General features: G+C 44.2%; 23 protein-coding genes. All 23 read left to right on the top strand.

Translation table 11 applies throughout. From position 1 onward, the window contains the following. Position 1 precedes the first annotated feature (1 nt). The 23 genes from PUE40_RS00255 to PUE40_RS00140 all read left to right on the top strand — a co-directional run bounded on the left by PUE40_RS00255 (position 2) and on the right by PUE40_RS00140 (position 15,409). Positions 2 to 784 (top strand): S-adenosylmethionine synthetase N-terminal domain-containing protein, encoded by a 783-nt coding sequence (locus tag PUE40_RS00255; protein ID WP_277671533.1) that lies wholly within the window; start codon positions 2 to 4, stop codon positions 782 to 784. Between the two features lie 10 nt (positions 785 to 794). Then, positions 795 to 2,057: a site-specific DNA-methyltransferase gene (locus PUE40_RS00250; protein WP_277671532.1), complete on the top strand. Its 1,263-nt coding sequence runs from the start codon at positions 795 to 797 to the stop codon at positions 2,055 to 2,057. A 113-nt stretch (positions 2,058 to 2,170) separates the two neighbouring features. Next, a complete protein-coding gene (locus PUE40_RS00245; RefSeq protein ID WP_277671531.1) occupies positions 2,171 to 2,878 on the top strand; it encodes a hypothetical protein in 708 nt (235 codons plus the stop codon). Next, positions 2,875 to 3,093, top strand: coding sequence for a DUF4314 domain-containing protein (locus PUE40_RS00240; RefSeq protein WP_277671530.1), 219 nt, complete (start codon positions 2,875 to 2,877; stop codon positions 3,091 to 3,093). The genes PUE40_RS00245 and PUE40_RS00240 overlap by 4 nt, the downstream gene beginning before the upstream one ends. A gap of 163 nt (positions 3,094 to 3,256) precedes the next feature. Next, positions 3,257 to 4,204 carry an amidoligase family protein gene (locus PUE40_RS00235; protein WP_277671529.1) on the top strand — a complete coding sequence of 316 codons (948 nt, stop codon included), beginning with the start codon at positions 3,257 to 3,259 and terminating at the stop codon, positions 4,202 to 4,204. A gap of 85 nt (positions 4,205 to 4,289) precedes the next feature. Beyond that, positions 4,290 to 4,745, top strand: coding sequence for a gamma-glutamylcyclotransferase family protein (locus PUE40_RS00230; protein WP_277671528.1), 456 nt, complete (start codon positions 4,290 to 4,292; stop codon positions 4,743 to 4,745). Between the two features lie 327 nt (positions 4,746 to 5,072). Next, entirely contained in the window at positions 5,073 to 5,444 is a 372-nt protein-coding gene (locus tag PUE40_RS00220; protein ID WP_277671526.1) for a hypothetical protein, read from the top strand. A gap of 52 nt (positions 5,445 to 5,496) precedes the next feature. Further along, complete coding sequence (locus PUE40_RS00215) at positions 5,497 to 6,024, top strand: hypothetical protein (RefSeq protein WP_277671525.1); 528 nt, start codon at positions 5,497 to 5,499, stop codon at positions 6,022 to 6,024. Between the two features lie 54 nt (positions 6,025 to 6,078). Beyond that, a complete protein-coding gene (locus PUE40_RS00210) occupies positions 6,079 to 7,680 on the top strand; it encodes a terminase TerL endonuclease subunit (RefSeq protein WP_277671524.1) in 1,602 nt (533 codons plus the stop codon). A 17-nt stretch (positions 7,681 to 7,697) separates the two neighbouring features. After that, on the top strand, positions 7,698 to 9,029 hold the full coding sequence (locus PUE40_RS00205) for a phage portal protein (RefSeq protein WP_277671523.1): 1,332 nt from the start codon (positions 7,698 to 7,700) through the stop codon (positions 9,027 to 9,029). Beyond that, positions 8,956 to 9,732 (top strand): head maturation protease, ClpP-related, encoded by a 777-nt coding sequence (locus tag PUE40_RS00200; protein WP_277671522.1) that lies wholly within the window; start codon positions 8,956 to 8,958, stop codon positions 9,730 to 9,732. The genes PUE40_RS00205 and PUE40_RS00200 overlap by 74 nt, the downstream gene beginning before the upstream one ends. Positions 9,733 to 9,746: 14 nt before the next feature. Beyond that, complete coding sequence (locus PUE40_RS00195; RefSeq protein ID WP_277671521.1) at positions 9,747 to 10,961, top strand: phage major capsid protein; 1,215 nt, start codon at positions 9,747 to 9,749, stop codon at positions 10,959 to 10,961. 60 nt (positions 10,962 to 11,021) lie between these two features. After that, positions 11,022 to 11,297, top strand: a complete 276-nt coding sequence (locus tag PUE40_RS00190; protein WP_277671520.1) for a head-tail connector protein — start codon at positions 11,022 to 11,024, stop codon at positions 11,295 to 11,297. Beyond that, positions 11,297 to 11,629, top strand: coding sequence for a phage head closure protein (locus PUE40_RS00185; RefSeq protein WP_277671519.1), 333 nt, complete (start codon positions 11,297 to 11,299; stop codon positions 11,627 to 11,629). The genes PUE40_RS00190 and PUE40_RS00185 overlap by 1 nt, the downstream gene beginning before the upstream one ends. A 2-nt stretch (positions 11,630 to 11,631) precedes the next feature. Continuing rightward, positions 11,632 to 12,015, top strand: a complete 384-nt coding sequence (locus PUE40_RS00180; protein WP_277671518.1) for an HK97 gp10 family phage protein — start codon at positions 11,632 to 11,634, stop codon at positions 12,013 to 12,015. Continuing rightward, positions 12,008 to 12,325, top strand: coding sequence for a hypothetical protein (locus tag PUE40_RS00175; protein WP_277671517.1), 318 nt, complete (start codon positions 12,008 to 12,010; stop codon positions 12,323 to 12,325). Before PUE40_RS00180 ends, PUE40_RS00175 begins: the two co-directional genes overlap by 8 nt. Positions 12,326 to 12,330: 5 nt before the next feature. Continuing rightward, positions 12,331 to 12,912 carry a major tail protein gene (locus PUE40_RS00170; RefSeq protein WP_277671516.1) on the top strand — a complete coding sequence of 194 codons (582 nt, stop codon included), beginning with the start codon at positions 12,331 to 12,333 and terminating at the stop codon, positions 12,910 to 12,912. 14 nt (positions 12,913 to 12,926) lie between these two features. After that, positions 12,927 to 13,301: a hypothetical protein gene (locus tag PUE40_RS00165; protein WP_277671515.1), complete on the top strand. Its 375-nt coding sequence runs from the start codon at positions 12,927 to 12,929 to the stop codon at positions 13,299 to 13,301. 188 nt (positions 13,302 to 13,489) lie between these two features. Continuing rightward, positions 13,490 to 13,822 carry a hypothetical protein gene (locus PUE40_RS00160; protein WP_277671514.1) on the top strand — a complete coding sequence of 111 codons (333 nt, stop codon included), beginning with the start codon at positions 13,490 to 13,492 and terminating at the stop codon, positions 13,820 to 13,822. Further along, on the top strand, positions 13,800 to 14,090 hold the full coding sequence (locus PUE40_RS00155; protein ID WP_277671513.1) for a hypothetical protein: 291 nt from the start codon (positions 13,800 to 13,802) through the stop codon (positions 14,088 to 14,090). Before PUE40_RS00160 ends, PUE40_RS00155 begins: the two co-directional genes overlap by 23 nt. Further along, positions 14,080 to 14,658 (top strand): hypothetical protein, encoded by a 579-nt coding sequence (locus tag PUE40_RS00150; RefSeq protein WP_277671512.1) that lies wholly within the window; start codon positions 14,080 to 14,082, stop codon positions 14,656 to 14,658. Before PUE40_RS00155 ends, PUE40_RS00150 begins: the two co-directional genes overlap by 11 nt. Positions 14,659 to 14,663: 5 nt before the next feature. Beyond that, positions 14,664 to 14,876: a hypothetical protein gene (locus PUE40_RS00145; RefSeq protein WP_277671511.1), complete on the top strand. Its 213-nt coding sequence runs from the start codon at positions 14,664 to 14,666 to the stop codon at positions 14,874 to 14,876. 11 nt (positions 14,877 to 14,887) lie between these two features. After that, positions 14,888 to 15,409 (top strand): discoidin domain-containing protein, encoded by a 522-nt coding sequence (locus PUE40_RS00140; protein WP_277671510.1) that lies wholly within the window; start codon positions 14,888 to 14,890, stop codon positions 15,407 to 15,409. Positions 15,410 to 15,429: the final 20 nt, after the last annotated feature.

The following is a 15,429-nucleotide window of genomic DNA, read 5'->3' as shown; positions in this document are numbered from 1 at the left end:
TATGATTGAAAAAGTAAACCCAAGCCATCCGGATAAGGTGGCTGATCGAATAGCGGGTGCCATTGTGGATTTGGCATATGCTGCAGAAGAAAACCCTAAAATCGCAGTTGAAGTTTTAATTGGACATGGTAAGTGCCATGCGATTATCGAAACTACTGCAGAGATTAATCCACTTGATGTAAAAGATGCGATTCACCGCATTGCCGGCGGTGTATGGGCCGATATTGATATCGTTCCTCAGGATGAACATTTAGCTGGTAACCAGAAAGAGAAAATTCGCTGCGGCGACAATGGTATCTTTAAGGGCATGCCTCTTACAGAGGAGCAGAAAGCACTCTCTAAGATTGCTCGTGAAATCTACACTGTCTATCCATTTGATGGAAAGTATATCCTGGATCAGGCAAAGCTCATTATCTGTCAGTCCAATGCAAAAAGTGTACATTTAAGAGAAATCTACACTGAGGCCATAATCAATCCGCTTGGCGACTGGACCGGTGGCACAGATGTAGATACCGGTGCTACGAATAGAAAACTTGGTTCAGATATGGCCGACTCTGTTACTGGTGGAGGACTTCATGGTAAAGACCTTAGCAAAGCAGATGTGAGTGTAAATATTCACGCATTCTTAAAGGCACAGAGAACCGGTAAGCCAGTCGAGCTTTGTTGTGCGATTGGAGACGACACGATTGATGGCGTGCCTTACAACGAGATTGTTGCTGAGGCAAAAGCATACATTGATTCTGTTGGCGGATTTGAAAAGTTCGCTGAATGGGGTCTTTTCTAAGGAGGCGCCAATGAATACGAATAAAACTACACATATGGAAATGGTAGCAGTTGAAAAGCTGGTGCCATATGTAAACAATGCCCGAACTCATAGTCAGGAGCAGATCACAAAGCTTAGATCTTCTCTTCGTGAGTTCGGGTTTATTAATCCCGTCATCATTGATAAAGATTATGGAGTGATTGCTGGACATGGCAGACTGATGGCTGCAAAGGAAGAAGGAATCACTGAGGTACCATGTGTACTTGTTGATTACCTTACCGAAGCGCAGAAGAAAGCCTACATCATTGCAGATAACCGATTCGCTCAGGATGCTGGTTGGGATGAAGAACTTTTAAAAATTGAGATTGAAGCATTACAGGCAGAGTCGTTTGATGTATCTCTTACCGGTTTTGAGGATCAGGAAATTGCAGATCTGTTTGCTGGTGATGATGAGACTGGTGCAGAGGATGATGATTTTGATTTGTCCGATGCGCTTGAAAAGGCTGCCTTTGTTGAACGCAGTGACATCTGGACGGTTGGTCGACACAGACTGATGTGCGGAGATGCAACAAGCGCAGAAGATGTAGCTGCTTTGATGGATGGAAAGAAAGCGAACCTCATCGTAACTGATCCGCCATACAATGTGGCCTTTGAAAGTTCTGATGGTCTTTCAATTAAGAATGACAAGATGGCCGGAGATAAGTTCTACGAGTTCCTGCTTGCTGCATTTAAGAACATGGCTGACAACCTGGAAAAAGGCGGAGCTGCTTATGTGTTCCATGCAGATACAGAAGGACTTAACTTCCGTAAAGCGTTTATTGACGCAGGCTTCCATTTATCCGGATGCTGTATCTGGGTGAAGAATTCACTGGTGCTTGGAAGATCTGATTATCAGTGGCAGCATGAGCCGGTGCTTTATGGGTTCCTTCAAAATGGCAAACACTACTGGAGTAAGAATGCTGGTCGTAGCCAGACAACCATCTGGAACTTCGATAAGCCTAAGAAGAATAAGAACCATCCAACTTCAAAGCCGCTTGACCTTCTTGCCTATCCGATTGGAAATTCCAGTCGTGAGAACTCTATCGTCATCGATACCTTTGGTGGTTCCGGATCAACGCTTATGACCTGCGAACAGACTAACCGTATCTGTCATACGATGGAGCTCGATGAGAAGTATGCATCCGTTATCCTTCGAAGATATGTGGAGGACACCGGAGATACAGATAACGTCTACGTGATCAGAAACGGTGAGAAGCTTATGTATTCTGATTTGGTGAAGGAAATCGAAGTGTAAAGTGCACAGTTTATCCGACTTCATTTTGGTGGAAATTATGTGCAGATATTACTGGATAATATGTTCCTTTAGAGTGATATATGTACATACCAAAAACAAGGAGGACAGATAAAATGATCTACCATTTTAACGTAACAGGACCAGATAGAAAGAAGCTTGCAAATATTATCGGTGAGCACATTCACCAGAAACCTAAGTACCTTGGAGTTCCAAGCTGCGCATACCAGATTGGAGAATACAACCTTTCAAAAGAAGGAGCTCTTAGCTGGAATGACCTTGATGATGCAGATCCTGCACACATGGAATTAAGCTGCAGCTTGATCCAGGCACTTGAGGCTGAAGGTTTCCGATCAGAAGAAGCCGACTTCATTGAAGAACAGACTGCAGCAATGGCAGAAGCGGATGAGACAATGGTTTCGATTAGCATGCCGGCAGCAATGTTTGATGAGGCTGCACTTGAAAACCTGAAGCGCCTGGTGGAAGCAAAGAAGGAGCTTATGAAGCGAGCCTTCCTTGCGGAGGACCTTCCGGTAGAGCTAAGCGAAGAGACGGTTAGCTTTCCTTGGTTCAAAGCAGACCCGGATGCCGCAGAAAGCTACGCAGTGTTCATTCAGAAGATTTGCGAGATGGCCATTACTCAGAAGCGAATCAATAAGAAGGAAACCAAAGTAGTCAATGAGAAATACGAGTTTAGATGCTTCCTTTTAAGACTCGGCCTTATCGGAGATGAATACAAAAAGGTTAGAAAGCAGCTCATGAAGAACCTTTCCGGATCGGCTGCATTTAAGTGCGGCCATAAAAAAGGCGGTGAGCAGGAATGAGATTTGCAAGACCAGACGAAATTAAAAGATTGAAAGAGCAGTATCCAGCAGGATGTAGAGTGGAGCTTGTATCAATGGATGATGTGCAAGCTCCTCCGGTTGGAACCCAAGGTACCGTTCTTGGCGTTGATGATACAGGTAGCATCATGGTGGCCTGGGACAATGGAAGTAGCCTCAATGTGATCTTTCTGGTGGACCGAGTAAGACTGATTTAAGGGAACACAAGATGTGGTATTTTGGCTTAATTATGCACAATTTCTAACACTATATATTGTTTAATCTATGTGTCTAATTGTCTTGCTATTATGTGCTTTTAGAGTGATATATACAGTACCGAAAGGGAAAACATACACGCAAAAAGCGAAGGAGATAAAGACAATGAACGACAAGACAAGAAACCAGATCGAAGAAATGAAGAAGCAGACAATCGGAGTTGAAATTGAGATGAACAACATCACCAGAGAAGCAGCAGCGAAGCTTGCAGCAGACTTCTTTGGAACCGGAAGATACGAATACACAGCACGCCGCAACGGATACGAAACCTGGAGCGCTTGGGATGGACAGGGCCGCGAATGGAAAATGCAGAAGGACGTCAGCATCCATGGAGCCGACAGCCAGAAATGCGAAATGGTAACACCGATCCTTACCTACGACGACATCGAGCTTTTACAGGAGCTTGTAAGACGCCTTAGAAAAGTCGGAGCCAAGAGCGATGCGACAAGAGGATGCGGAGTTCACATTCACATCGGAGCTCAGGGCCACACACCACAGACCTTAAGAAACCTGGCCAACATCATGGCAAGCCACGAAAGCCTTTTAACAGAAAGCTTAGCCCTTGACCATTACCGAGTTGGAAGATACTGCAGACCGGTTGACGCAGACTTCTTAAAAACATTAAACAAGAGAAAACCAAAAACCATGAGCCAGCTGGCAGACATTTGGTACACCGGAAACGGAGCAAGCTACGGTAGAGATCACCATTACAACGACAGCCGATACCACATGCTTAACCTTCACGCAACCTTCACAAAGGGTACGGTAGAGTTCAGACTTTTCCAATTCGATGCACCAGCAAACGGAAAGAGAAACGGCCTTCACGCCGGACAGCTTAAGAGCTACATTCAGCTTTGCCTGGCACTTAGCAACATGGCCAAGATGGTCAAAAGCGCAAGCGCCAAAGAGCAGCAGAAAGAAAATCCAAAATACGCGATGAGAACATGGCTCCTTAGACTTGGCTTTGTCGGAGACGAATTTGCAACAGCAAGAGAGGTCTTAACAAGAAGACTTGCAGGCGACGCAGCATTCAGAAACGGAACAAGAGCATAAGGACTTAGCCTTATACTTACCGACACCCGCTCAGGCGGGCTTTCGGTGGTAGAAGGGTGAGCCCTTCAGAAAGTGAGGACAACCAATGAAAAAGTATTACTTAGCGTATGGCAGTAACTTAAACGTAGCGCAGATGCGCTGGCGCTGCCCGGATGCAAGAGCCTTAGGAACCGCAACAATCGAAGATTACCGCCTTTTATTCAAAGGTAGCAAGACAGGTTCCTATTTGACAATCGAGGCCCAGGAAGGCGCACAGGTGCCGGTAGCGGTCTGGGAAGTATCTGAAGAGGATGAAAAACGCCTGGACAGATATGAGGGATTTCCAACCTTCTACTACAAGAAGGAACTGGAGCTTACCTTCACCGGAATTAAGACCGGCAAAAAGCGAAAGAGAAAATGCTTTGTTTACATCATGCATGAGGATAGACCGATTGGCATTCCAAGCAGATCTTATGTCGAGACCTGCATTGAAGGATACCGAGATTTTGGTTTCAACCTAAAGTACCTTAAGGATGCATACGAAGCTTGCTGGGAGGTGTGATGATGAAAACGACTGAGACAAACAAAAGAATATGCCCACTTTGCGGCTGCAGCTATACTGGACACCCGGCCTTATCCAGAACGGATAATGAGACGATGATCTGTCCGGATTGCGGAACAAGACAGGCTCTTGAAAGTATCGGTGTAGATTCTAAGGAGCAGGAGAAAATCCTGGCTACTATCCATAAAAATATGGCATAAATTACACAATTTCCGCCGGTGATCTTTGTTGGAAATATGAGTCGAATTAACTGGATATTATGTGCTTTTAGAGTGATATATACAGTACCGAAAGGAAAACACACAAAGAAAAACGGAGGAAACGAACATGACAAGATTTGAAAGAGAACTTAGCGGAGCCCTTGGAGCATATTGGAAAAACAGCGCAGAGAAGGAACTTGAGGAGATCAGAAAAGACCTCGAAGCCGGAAAGATCACCATCGACGAGAACGGAGTTGCAAGAAACTGCATCGGCAGAGTTTTGATGAGCGACATGCTTGAGAAACTTACCTACGTAACCGACGAGGTTGACGCAGAAGCAACCAAGGCAGCAAGAGACGAAGAGGTAACAAGAAGCCTTGCAGACTACAGAAGAAACGCGAAGCCGGCAAGCGAAGAAGAGATTAGCGAGATGAGAGCAGCCTTTGGAGAGGGCCAGACAATCGTAAACATCTTAACCGGCGAGAGAATTACACTTTAAGATTTGGAGGGGGTTTCCATAAACGGAGGCTCCCTTTATCGTGGGAGGAAACATGATCGCATATAAGCTATTCAAAATGAAAAAGAAATATCCGGGTCAGCTCTTCCCATTATATGTGATGGCGAATGAGCCAGTACCGATTGGTGTATGGCTTCCTGCTAAGGAAGGGCCGAGAAATAAAGATGGTAAGGTGTCATCAAAACTTGGACCGTTGGCCTTTAGACCAGGCTGGCATTTATCGGATATTCCTCTGGCTATCCACATTGGTCAGAAGGAAAATGGCAAGATCAAATACATGCATGATGATGAAGTCTGGTGTGAGTGTGAATGTTCCGATGCTATTGATTATCAGCCAGAAGCTGATGCTGCCGGAATGAGAAATGGTAAGTTCATACCTGTTAAGGCGATGCTTACCCATATTCCGGAGGATGGTTTTTATCGTTATAAGACCAGTCCGATGATGCTTGGCAAATGGATCATTGCAGGAAGCATGAAAGTAAATCGAATCCTTCCTGATAATGAGGTAGCGCAGATCTGCAAAGCTGCTGGATATGAGGCGTTACCAAGGAAAACAATCTAAACAATATCCTCACAATATACCCGATAGAAATACACCATAGAAAGGAGCTTCTAAGTGAAAGATACAAGTGAATACGTACCGACAAGGTTTATGTTGGAAGACTCCTACTACGATGAGGAGGCTGCAGACTTTGCGGTCATGTTTATTGAGCAGCTTTGCCATACGAAAGGAACCTGGACCGGGAAGAAATTCAAGCTCTTAGATTGGCAGAGCCAGATTATACGAGATTTATTCGGTGTACTTAAACCGAATGGATACAGGCAGTTTAATACCGCCTACATAGAAATACCGAAGAAGAATGGAAAGAGTGAACTTGCTGCGGCAGTCGCTCTTTTACTTTGTTGTGGAGATGGTGAGCAGCGTGCTGAGATCTATGGTTGTGCTGCTGATCGAGGCCAGGCGACGATCGTTTTTGATGTTGCTGCAGATATGGTTCGAATGTGTCCGGCGCTAAATAAGCGATGCAAGATACTGACTTCCCAGAAGCGTATCTTATTTACACCAACCAACAGCTTTTATCAGGTTTTGTCTGCAGAAGCTTACTCAAAGCATGGTTTCAATATTCATGGCGTTGTGTTTGATGAGCTTCATACTCAGCCTAATAGAAAGCTTTTTGATGTTATGACAAAGGGATCTGGTGATGCACGTATGCAGCCTCTGTATTTCCTTATTACAACAGCTGGTACGGATACCAATTCCATCTGCTTTGAAACTCATCAAAAGGCCAAAGATATCCTGGAAGGAAGAAAGATTGATCCGACCTTCTATCCGGTAATTTATGGTGCCGGTGAAAACGAAGACTGGACTGATCCTAAGGTATGGCTTAAGAGCAATCCTTCCCTTGGTGAGACGATTGGTATTGATAAAGTACAGGCAGCATGCGAATCCGCAAAGCAAAATCCTGGAGAAGAGAATAGCTTCAGACAGCTTCGTTTGAATCAGTGGGTTAAGCAGGCAGTCCGTTGGATGCCAATGGAAAAGTGGGATGCATGTGCGGTTCCGGTAAATGAAGAAATGCTGGAAGGCAGGGTTTGCTACGGAGGACTCGACCTTTCAAGTACGACCGACCTTACATCATTTTGTTTGGTGTTCCCGCCTGAAGATGAAGAGGAACCATATTATGTATTGCCATATTTCTGGGTACCAGAAGATACATTAGACCTTCGAGTAAAAAGAGATCACGTTCCATACGATGTGTGGAATAGGCAGGGCTATCTTGAAACGACCGAAGGCAATGTCGTCCATTACGGATACATTGAAAAATTCATCGAACGTCTTGGTGAGAGGTTCAACATACGAGATATTGCATTCGATAGATGGGGAGCAACACAGATGTCTCAGGATCTTGAGAACATGGGATTTACCGTAGTTCCTATGGGCCAGGGCTTTGCTTCGATGTCACCTCCAACCAAAGAGCTTATGAAGCTAACACTTGAAAAGAAAATCGCACATGGCGGGCATCCGGTTCTTCGATGGAACATGGATAACATTTTCATTCGAACCGATCCTGCCGGAAATATAAAAGCGGATAAAGCGAAGTCGACTGAGAAGATCGATGGTGCCATTGCAATGATCATGGCATTAGATAGAGCAATCCGCTGCGGTAACGATACTTCAGAGAGTGTCTACGATACACGTGGACTTCTCGTATTTTAGAAAGGATGGTGATAGGAATGGGATTATTCACTGGATTATTTCGTACCAGAGATGCACCTAGCAATAGAACCTCAGGAAGCAGCTACAGCTTTTTGATGGGATCAACGACTTCCGGTAAGAGGGTCAATGAACGTACTTCGATGCAGATGACAGCAGTGTATTCCTGCGTCCGTATCTTATCTGAAGCAGTAGCAAGTCTGCCACTGAACGTTTACAGATATACGGATAACGGTGGTAAGGAAAAGGCAATCGACCATAGCTTGTTTCATTTGCTTCACGATGAGCCAAATCCGGAAATGAGTTCTTTCATTTTCAGAGAAACATTAATGACGCACCTATTGTTATGGGGTAATGCTTATGCGCAGATCATCAGAAATGGTAAGGGTGAAGTCATCGCCTTATATCCATTGATGCCAGATCGTATGAGTGTTGATCGTGATAAGAATGGTCAGCTCTATTACAAATACACCAAGAATAATGATGATGCGCCGACGATGGAGTCTGGTTCGGTGTATTTATCACCATCGGATGTACTGCATATTCCAGGGCTTGGCTTTGATGGCTTGGTTGGCTATAGCCCGATTGCAATGGCTAAGAACGCGATTGGTCTTGCGATTGCAGCTGAGGAGTATGGTTCTAAGTTCTATGCCAATGGTGCAGCACCTTCCGGTATCTTGGAACACCCTGGTACATTAAAAGACCCTGCAAGAGTTCGTGATTCATGGAATGCAACATTCGGTGGTTCTTCTAACAGCAACAAAGTAGCAGTGCTGGAAGAAGGAATGAAGTATACACCGATTAGTATTGCTCCAAATGAAGCACAGTTCTTGGAGACTAGAAAATTTCAGATTAATGAAATCGCTCGAATTTTCAGAGTGCCACCTCATATGGTAGGCGACCTTGAGAAGTCGAGCTTTTCTAATATTGAGCAACAATCACTTGAGTTCGTGAAATATACACTGGACCCTTGGGTGATCCGTTGGGAGCAGGCACTTTATAGAGCTTTGCTTTCAGAGGAAGAGAAGAAGACAGTGTTCTTCAAATTCAATGTGGAAGGATTGCTCAGGGGAGATTACGCAAGTCGAATGAATGGTTATGCGACAGCCAGACAGAACGGTTGGATGAGTGCAAATGACATCCGTGAGTTAGAAGATCTGGATCGTATCCCGGCAGAACTTGGTGGTGATCTCTATTTAGTCAATGGCAATATGCTGCCGCTTAATTCTGCGGGCGCAGCTTATGCAAATAGAATTTCTGAGGAAAAGGAGGAACCTGATGAAGAAACACAAGAAGTTCTGGGAATGGAAAAATCAAGTCGAACCAGAATCGGATCAGGAAAGGGTTCTTGAGCTCTATGGACAAATCGCTGAAACATCATGGTTTGACGATGATGTAACTCCGAAAATGTTCAGAGATGAACTTTTTGCTGGTTCCGGTCCGGTGACTATTTTCCTTAATTCCCCTGGAGGCGACTGCATTGCAGCTAGCCAGATTTACACAATGCTTATAGATTACAAGGGTGATGTCACTATCAAGATTGATGGTATCGCAGCATCTGCAGCATCGGTTATTGCGATGGCCGGTACAAAGGTACTCATGGCACCGACAGCACTCATGATGATTCATAACCCTATGACAATGGCCTATGGAAACCATGCAGAAATGGAGAAGGCCATCGAAATGCTGGATGAGGTTAAGGAAAGCATCATCAATGCTTACGAGATCAAAACCGGAATGTCACGTGCGAAGCTTAGTCATCTTATGGACGCAGAAACATGGATGAATGCGGCAAAAGCAATCGAGCTTGGATTTGCAGATGACATTTTGAAGGATGAGAAAAGAGAAGCATCCGAGATTCCAGCTTACGCTTTTTCTGGCAAGGAAACTGAGACACGTCTTATGAATAAGATCACCGCTCACTATAAGCCGGTAACTAAAGCGATGACACCCGCGCAGGCAGCAGCAATTCCTGCGGCCAAAGATGTAACACCTGCAACTGCAGGAAAAACCTACGACGAGCTTATGACTCGTTTGAATTTGATTAGACCTTAAGGAGGATTTCTATTATGAGTAAGATTAATGAATTACGCGCACAGCGTGCAAAGGCATGGGAAAGAGCACAGGCTTTCCTTACAGCAAATCGTGAGAACGGTATGCTTTCTGAAGACAATGTAAAGGCTTATGAAGTGATCGAGCAGGAGATCGTAAATCTTGGACATGAGATCGAGCGCCAGGAGAGACTTGATGCTATGGAACGTGAAATGGCAGCTCCTGTATCTACTCCGATTACTGAAAAGCCTGAAAACAACAAGAAGGTAGACACTAAGAAGGGCATCGCTTCCGATGCATATAAGTCTGCATTCTGGAATCAGGTACGTTCTAAGAACGGCGTATCTTATGAAGTGAAGAATGCACTTTCTGAGGGTGTTGACTCCGAAGGTGGTTACCTTGTTCCGGATGAGTTCGAGGATACTCTTGTGGATGCAATGAAGGAAGAGAGTCCTATTCGTGAGCTTGCACATGTATTCACTACTTCTAACGGTATCCACAAGATCCCGGTAGTACGTACTAAGGGTAACGCAAACTGGATCGATGAAGGTGGTGTTTATGGTGATGGCGATGATGTATTCGGTCAGGAACAGATCGACGCTCACAAGATCGGTACTATCATCAAGGTCTCTGAAGAGCTTTTAAATGACTCTGCATTTGACCTTGAAAAGTACTTCCAGGATGAGTTCGCAAGACGTATCGGTGCTAAGGAAGAGGAAGCATTCATCGTTGGTGATGGTAACAAGAAGCCTACTGGTATTCTTCATACTACTGGTGGTGCAGACATCGGTGTTACTGCAGCAAGCGACAAGGCAATCACTGCAGATGAAATCATCGACCTTTACTACAGCTTAAAGGCACCTTACAGAAAGAACGCAGTATGGATTCTTAATGATTCTACTGTACGTGCGATCCGTAAGCTTAAGGATTCCAACGGACAGTACTTATGGCAGCCTGCTCTTCATGAAGGTGAGCATGAGACTCTTATGGGTAAGAAGATCATGACTTCTCCTTATGTTCCTGAGATTGGTGCTGGTCAGAAGGTAATCATGTTCGGTGATATTTCCTTCTACTGGATTGGTGACCGTCAGGGTATCACCTTCAAGAGACTTAATGAGCGTTACGCTGATTATGGTCAGGTTGGTTTCCTTGCATCTAAGAGAGTGGACGGTAAGCTTGTACTTCCTGAAGCAATCAAGGTTCTTCAGATGAAGGGTGCTGCAACTGCCTAAGAGAAATGCAGAAGGGGGTAGTGATTTGCTACTCCCTTCCTGATTTGGAGGTGACACCACATGATAACACTTGAAGAAATGAAACAGTATCTGAGAGTCGATTATCCAGATGATGACATCTTTATTGGTGTGCTGATCTCCTCTGCTGAAGAATTATGTGCGAGTGTCGCCAGATTGTCAGTGGAGGAGTATCTAGCCCTCCCGGAAGATAACGCAAAGACAGCAGTGCTTTATGCGGTCGCTTATTTGTATGAACATCGTGAAGAAGCGGATCATCATCAGTTGACGATTGATCTTAGATCACTTCTTTTCGGACTTCGAAAGGAGGGATTCTGATGAAGATCGAATTACTCAATGTCCGTATCTTTATCTCGAAGAACGATGTGGTTGTGGATGCTATCGGCAACCATAAAAACAGCTGGAAGGAATACTATACCTGCTATGCAACGGTAAGTGGTGAAGCTGGAAAAGAAAAGACGGATGCGGGCATGGTAGTGGATGATAGTAAGATTGATTTTACGATCCGATCATGCAAGCTCGCAGATGCGCTCACTTCAACGGGATATCGTGTGCAGTTTAATGGAGCCCTTTATGACATCCTTGCTGTAAACCACATGAACTATAAGCACAAGTGCATAAAGTTATCCTGTCAGAAAGTGAGGCGATAATCATGGCGACAAAGGTATCGATTGATGCTATGGCAGATGCCATCATGAAAGAACTCAATGATTACGCCGATACAACTGCAGACGGAGTAAAAGCTGCGGTTCAAAAAGCTGCAAAAACAGTGAAGTCAGAGATACAGTCTGGCGCACCTGTAAAATCGGGAAAATACCAGAAGAGCTGGTCTACTAAAAATACTGCGGAGTCTTCACATAAGCTGGAGATCACAGTGTATTCCAGAAATCGTTATCAGTTGGCACATCTTTTGGAACATGGCCATGCAAAGCGTGGTGGCGGGCGAGTTGTTGCAAGACCGCACATTGCATCTGCTGAACAATCTGGTATTGAACTGTTAGAGCAGGAGATCGAGAGGTGCATTCGAAATGGATAAGCTGTTAGAGATTCTAGGCAAGGCGGGTATCCCGTATGCCTACGATCATTTCGCAGAAGGCGAATCTCCAGACCCGCCATTCATCTGCTATCTTTTACCGAATTCAGATAACTTCTCTGCAGACGGTAAAGCCTATTACAAAATCAATGAAGTCCATATTGAGCTCTATACCGATATTAAGGACTTATCGGTTGAGGGGCAGTTGGAAGCCGTACTTGATGAGTATGGCATTTTTTATGATCGTTCCGAGGTCTGGATCGAGAGCGAGAAACTATATGAAGTCCTTTACTCTTTTGAAATGGAGGCTTAAAAGCTATGGGTAATAAAGTTAAGTATAATTTGAAGAACGTCCATGCGGCGAAGCTTACAGAAACTGTCGTTGACGGTGTAACTTCATACAGTTATGCAACACCAAAGGCTATCCCTGGTGCAGTAAGTATCAGCTTAGATGCAGAGGGCGATTCCAGCCCATTCTATGCGGATGGTATCGTGTATTTCCGTTCTGTATCTAACAATGGTTATTCAGGTGATCTTGAAATTGCGCTTATTCCTGAATGGTTCCGTACAGACATTCTTCAGGAAATACTGGATTCCAATGGTGTACTTGTTGAGAAATCTGATAATGCAGAGAGTGTGAAGTTTGCATTGTTGTTTGAGTTTGACGGTGATGTAAGAGCAATTCGTCATGTGATGTACAACTGTACCGCATCTCGTCCTTCTATTGAATCTGAAACTAAGGAAGATACGATCGAACCTGGTACAGAAACACTTTCTCTTACCGCTGATCCTCGTGAAGATGGTCTTGTTAAGAGCCGTACCGGTGATACCACTTCTGTAGAAACATATCAGAACTGGTACAAGACTGTATATATTCCGGTGGATGAATCGAAAGGTTAATGGAGGTGTAGGAGATGTTACAGAAAACAGTAAAAGTTGGTGAAAAAGAGGTTACTTTCCGTTCCTCTGCCACCATTCCCCGTTTGTATCGTATTAAGTTCAAACGTGATATCTTCAAGGATCTGTCCAAACTGGAAAAGTCTTATAAAGGCAAGAAGGAAGAAGGCAGTTCCTTTGAGATTGAAGACTTAGAGATCTTCGAGAATGTAGCCTACATTATGGCGTATCATGCAGACCATTCTATTCCTGATAACATCGATGATTGGCTTGACCAGTTTGAAATGTTCTCAATCTATGAGGTACTGCCTGAGATCTTAGAGCTTTGGGGAACCAATCTCATCACCGATATCGAGTCTAAAAAAAACTTGCAAAAAGTAGCAGGGAAATAACAACGCCGCTATTCCTTCTGCGCTGTACAGAAATCGGTATTAGTATCGCTGATCTGGACCTACTTACAATCGGTCTGGTTATGGATATGTGGACTGAAAAAGGAAACGATAGCGCGAAATACAATACGACAAGGGTGGCTGGCCAGGAGGAATTCGACAAATTCTAAGATGAAAACGGGGGTGAAGAGATGATTATTCAAGGGACAAACGCTCCGATTACATTAACATTTCCAGTTGATGTATCTGGTGCCAGGGAAATTGAGATCTCTCTTAGTGAAGAGAATGGAAAAGAACTCAAGCACTGGAACAAAGAATCACTCACCGTTGAAGGAAATACCGTTTATTGCAATCTGACACAGGAAGAGACAATTCTGTTTCCTGCCTGCAGATGCAGGATCGAGATAAAATGGCTCGATGAGTATGGAACTTCCAATTTTGCTGATGTGATATATGACCGCATCTCATATAGAGCAGATAAAACGGTGATGGGTGAATCTAGTGGCGGAAATCGTCAAGGTTAACTGTGACAGGGTCCACAAAGTTGAGGTGGATACCTGTCCAGTTTCTTATGATGTCAAGGTCCTTACAGAAACGATAGTACGAAGAGATGCGGTGGAATACTATAAAGGGCCGTATCAAGCAGTGCCAGAAACGGAACCGGTAAGGCTTGAGACAAAAGATAAATTTCTTACACAAGATATCACGATATTTAAAATTCCATACTGGGAAACTGAGAACCAGAATGGAACGACAGTCTATATAGGAGGCGGAGAGAACAATGGCATATAACAAAATCATATATGGCGGTAAGACCTTAATCGACCTTACTGGCGATACTGTTACAGCTGACAGATTGCTTAAAGGTGTCACCGCTCATGACATGTCTGGTGAGGCGATTACCGGTACATGTAATTATGACAGCGATACTTCCGGAGCAACTGCGGTTGTTGCTGAGATTTTGGCAGGAAAAACAGCATTTGTTAGAGGAAGTAAGATAACTGGTACCATGCCTAATAATGGCAGCGTTAAGAAAAATATTACGAAGAAGACAGAAGTCGTAAATATTGCGCAGGGCTATCATGATGGCAGTGGTTCGGTAGGTATTGATTCGGTAGAGCAGGAAAAGTTGATCGCAACCAACATTCGAAGTGGTATTACCATTCTTGGAGTGACAGGTTCTATGTCTGGAACAGAGGATGTTACTGCACAGAGCAGAAGTGTAACGCCAAGAACCACAGAGCAGACGATCACACCAGAAACCGGATTTAACTATCTTTCTTCTGTAACTGTAGCTGCGATTCCATATACGGAATCTGAAAATACTGCGGGAGGCATTACCGTTACGATTGGAGGTTAATGTCTATGGGAGTAAGTAAAGTTGTTTACGGAAACAAGGCAATCATAGATCTGACAGAGGATACTGTTTCTTCGAATAATCTTCTTGCCGGTGCAACAGCTCATGGGGCATCAGGCGAGATAATAGAAGGAGAGGTATCCTTTATTACTTTGTATTCGGGTAGCCAGGCTCCTGAAGATAATATTGGAAATGATGGAGACATCTACATCCTGATATAAGGAGGCTGGTTATGACGATTACAGTATCATCAGATTATAAGACAAGCAAAGGCTCTCTGAATAACATCATCGATGGTAATCGTACTTCTTATTGGGGTGCACAAGATGCACAAACTGCAGGGAAGAGTATTACTTTTTCATTTTCAGGCCCAGTTACTTTTAAAGGCATGACTGCGGTATCCGGATCAGCAAATGGAACACAGATCTTGAAGGGAACTTTACTTCAAGTATCACGTGATGGATCAAGCTGGAAAGATGTCGGTTCTTTTGATGGACAGTTGACATCGATGATATCAGGGATAAATGAACATAGAGTTATTGCTGTTCGTATTCTTTGGAACAGCGGGAACAATAAAAGACTGGCTTTCTATGAAGCTGGGTTGGATTACAGCGAAGAATATGCCTATCGCAAAGTAGATGGCATTTGGATTCCAATCCAGGCTGCGTATAGAAAGAGAGCTGCTGGGTGGGTTGAAACCAAAGACCTATCCGACATACAAAATGAAAATTTGATTGAACGAGGCACCGAGTAAGGTGTCTTTTATTTTGCCGT

It is taken from the genome of Mogibacterium kristiansenii (assembly GCF_029224645.1).
Taxonomy (GTDB): Bacteria; Bacillota; Clostridia; order Peptostreptococcales; family Anaerovoracaceae; genus Mogibacterium_A; species Mogibacterium_A kristiansenii.
This window is presented reverse-complemented; position numbering and strand designations above follow the sequence as displayed.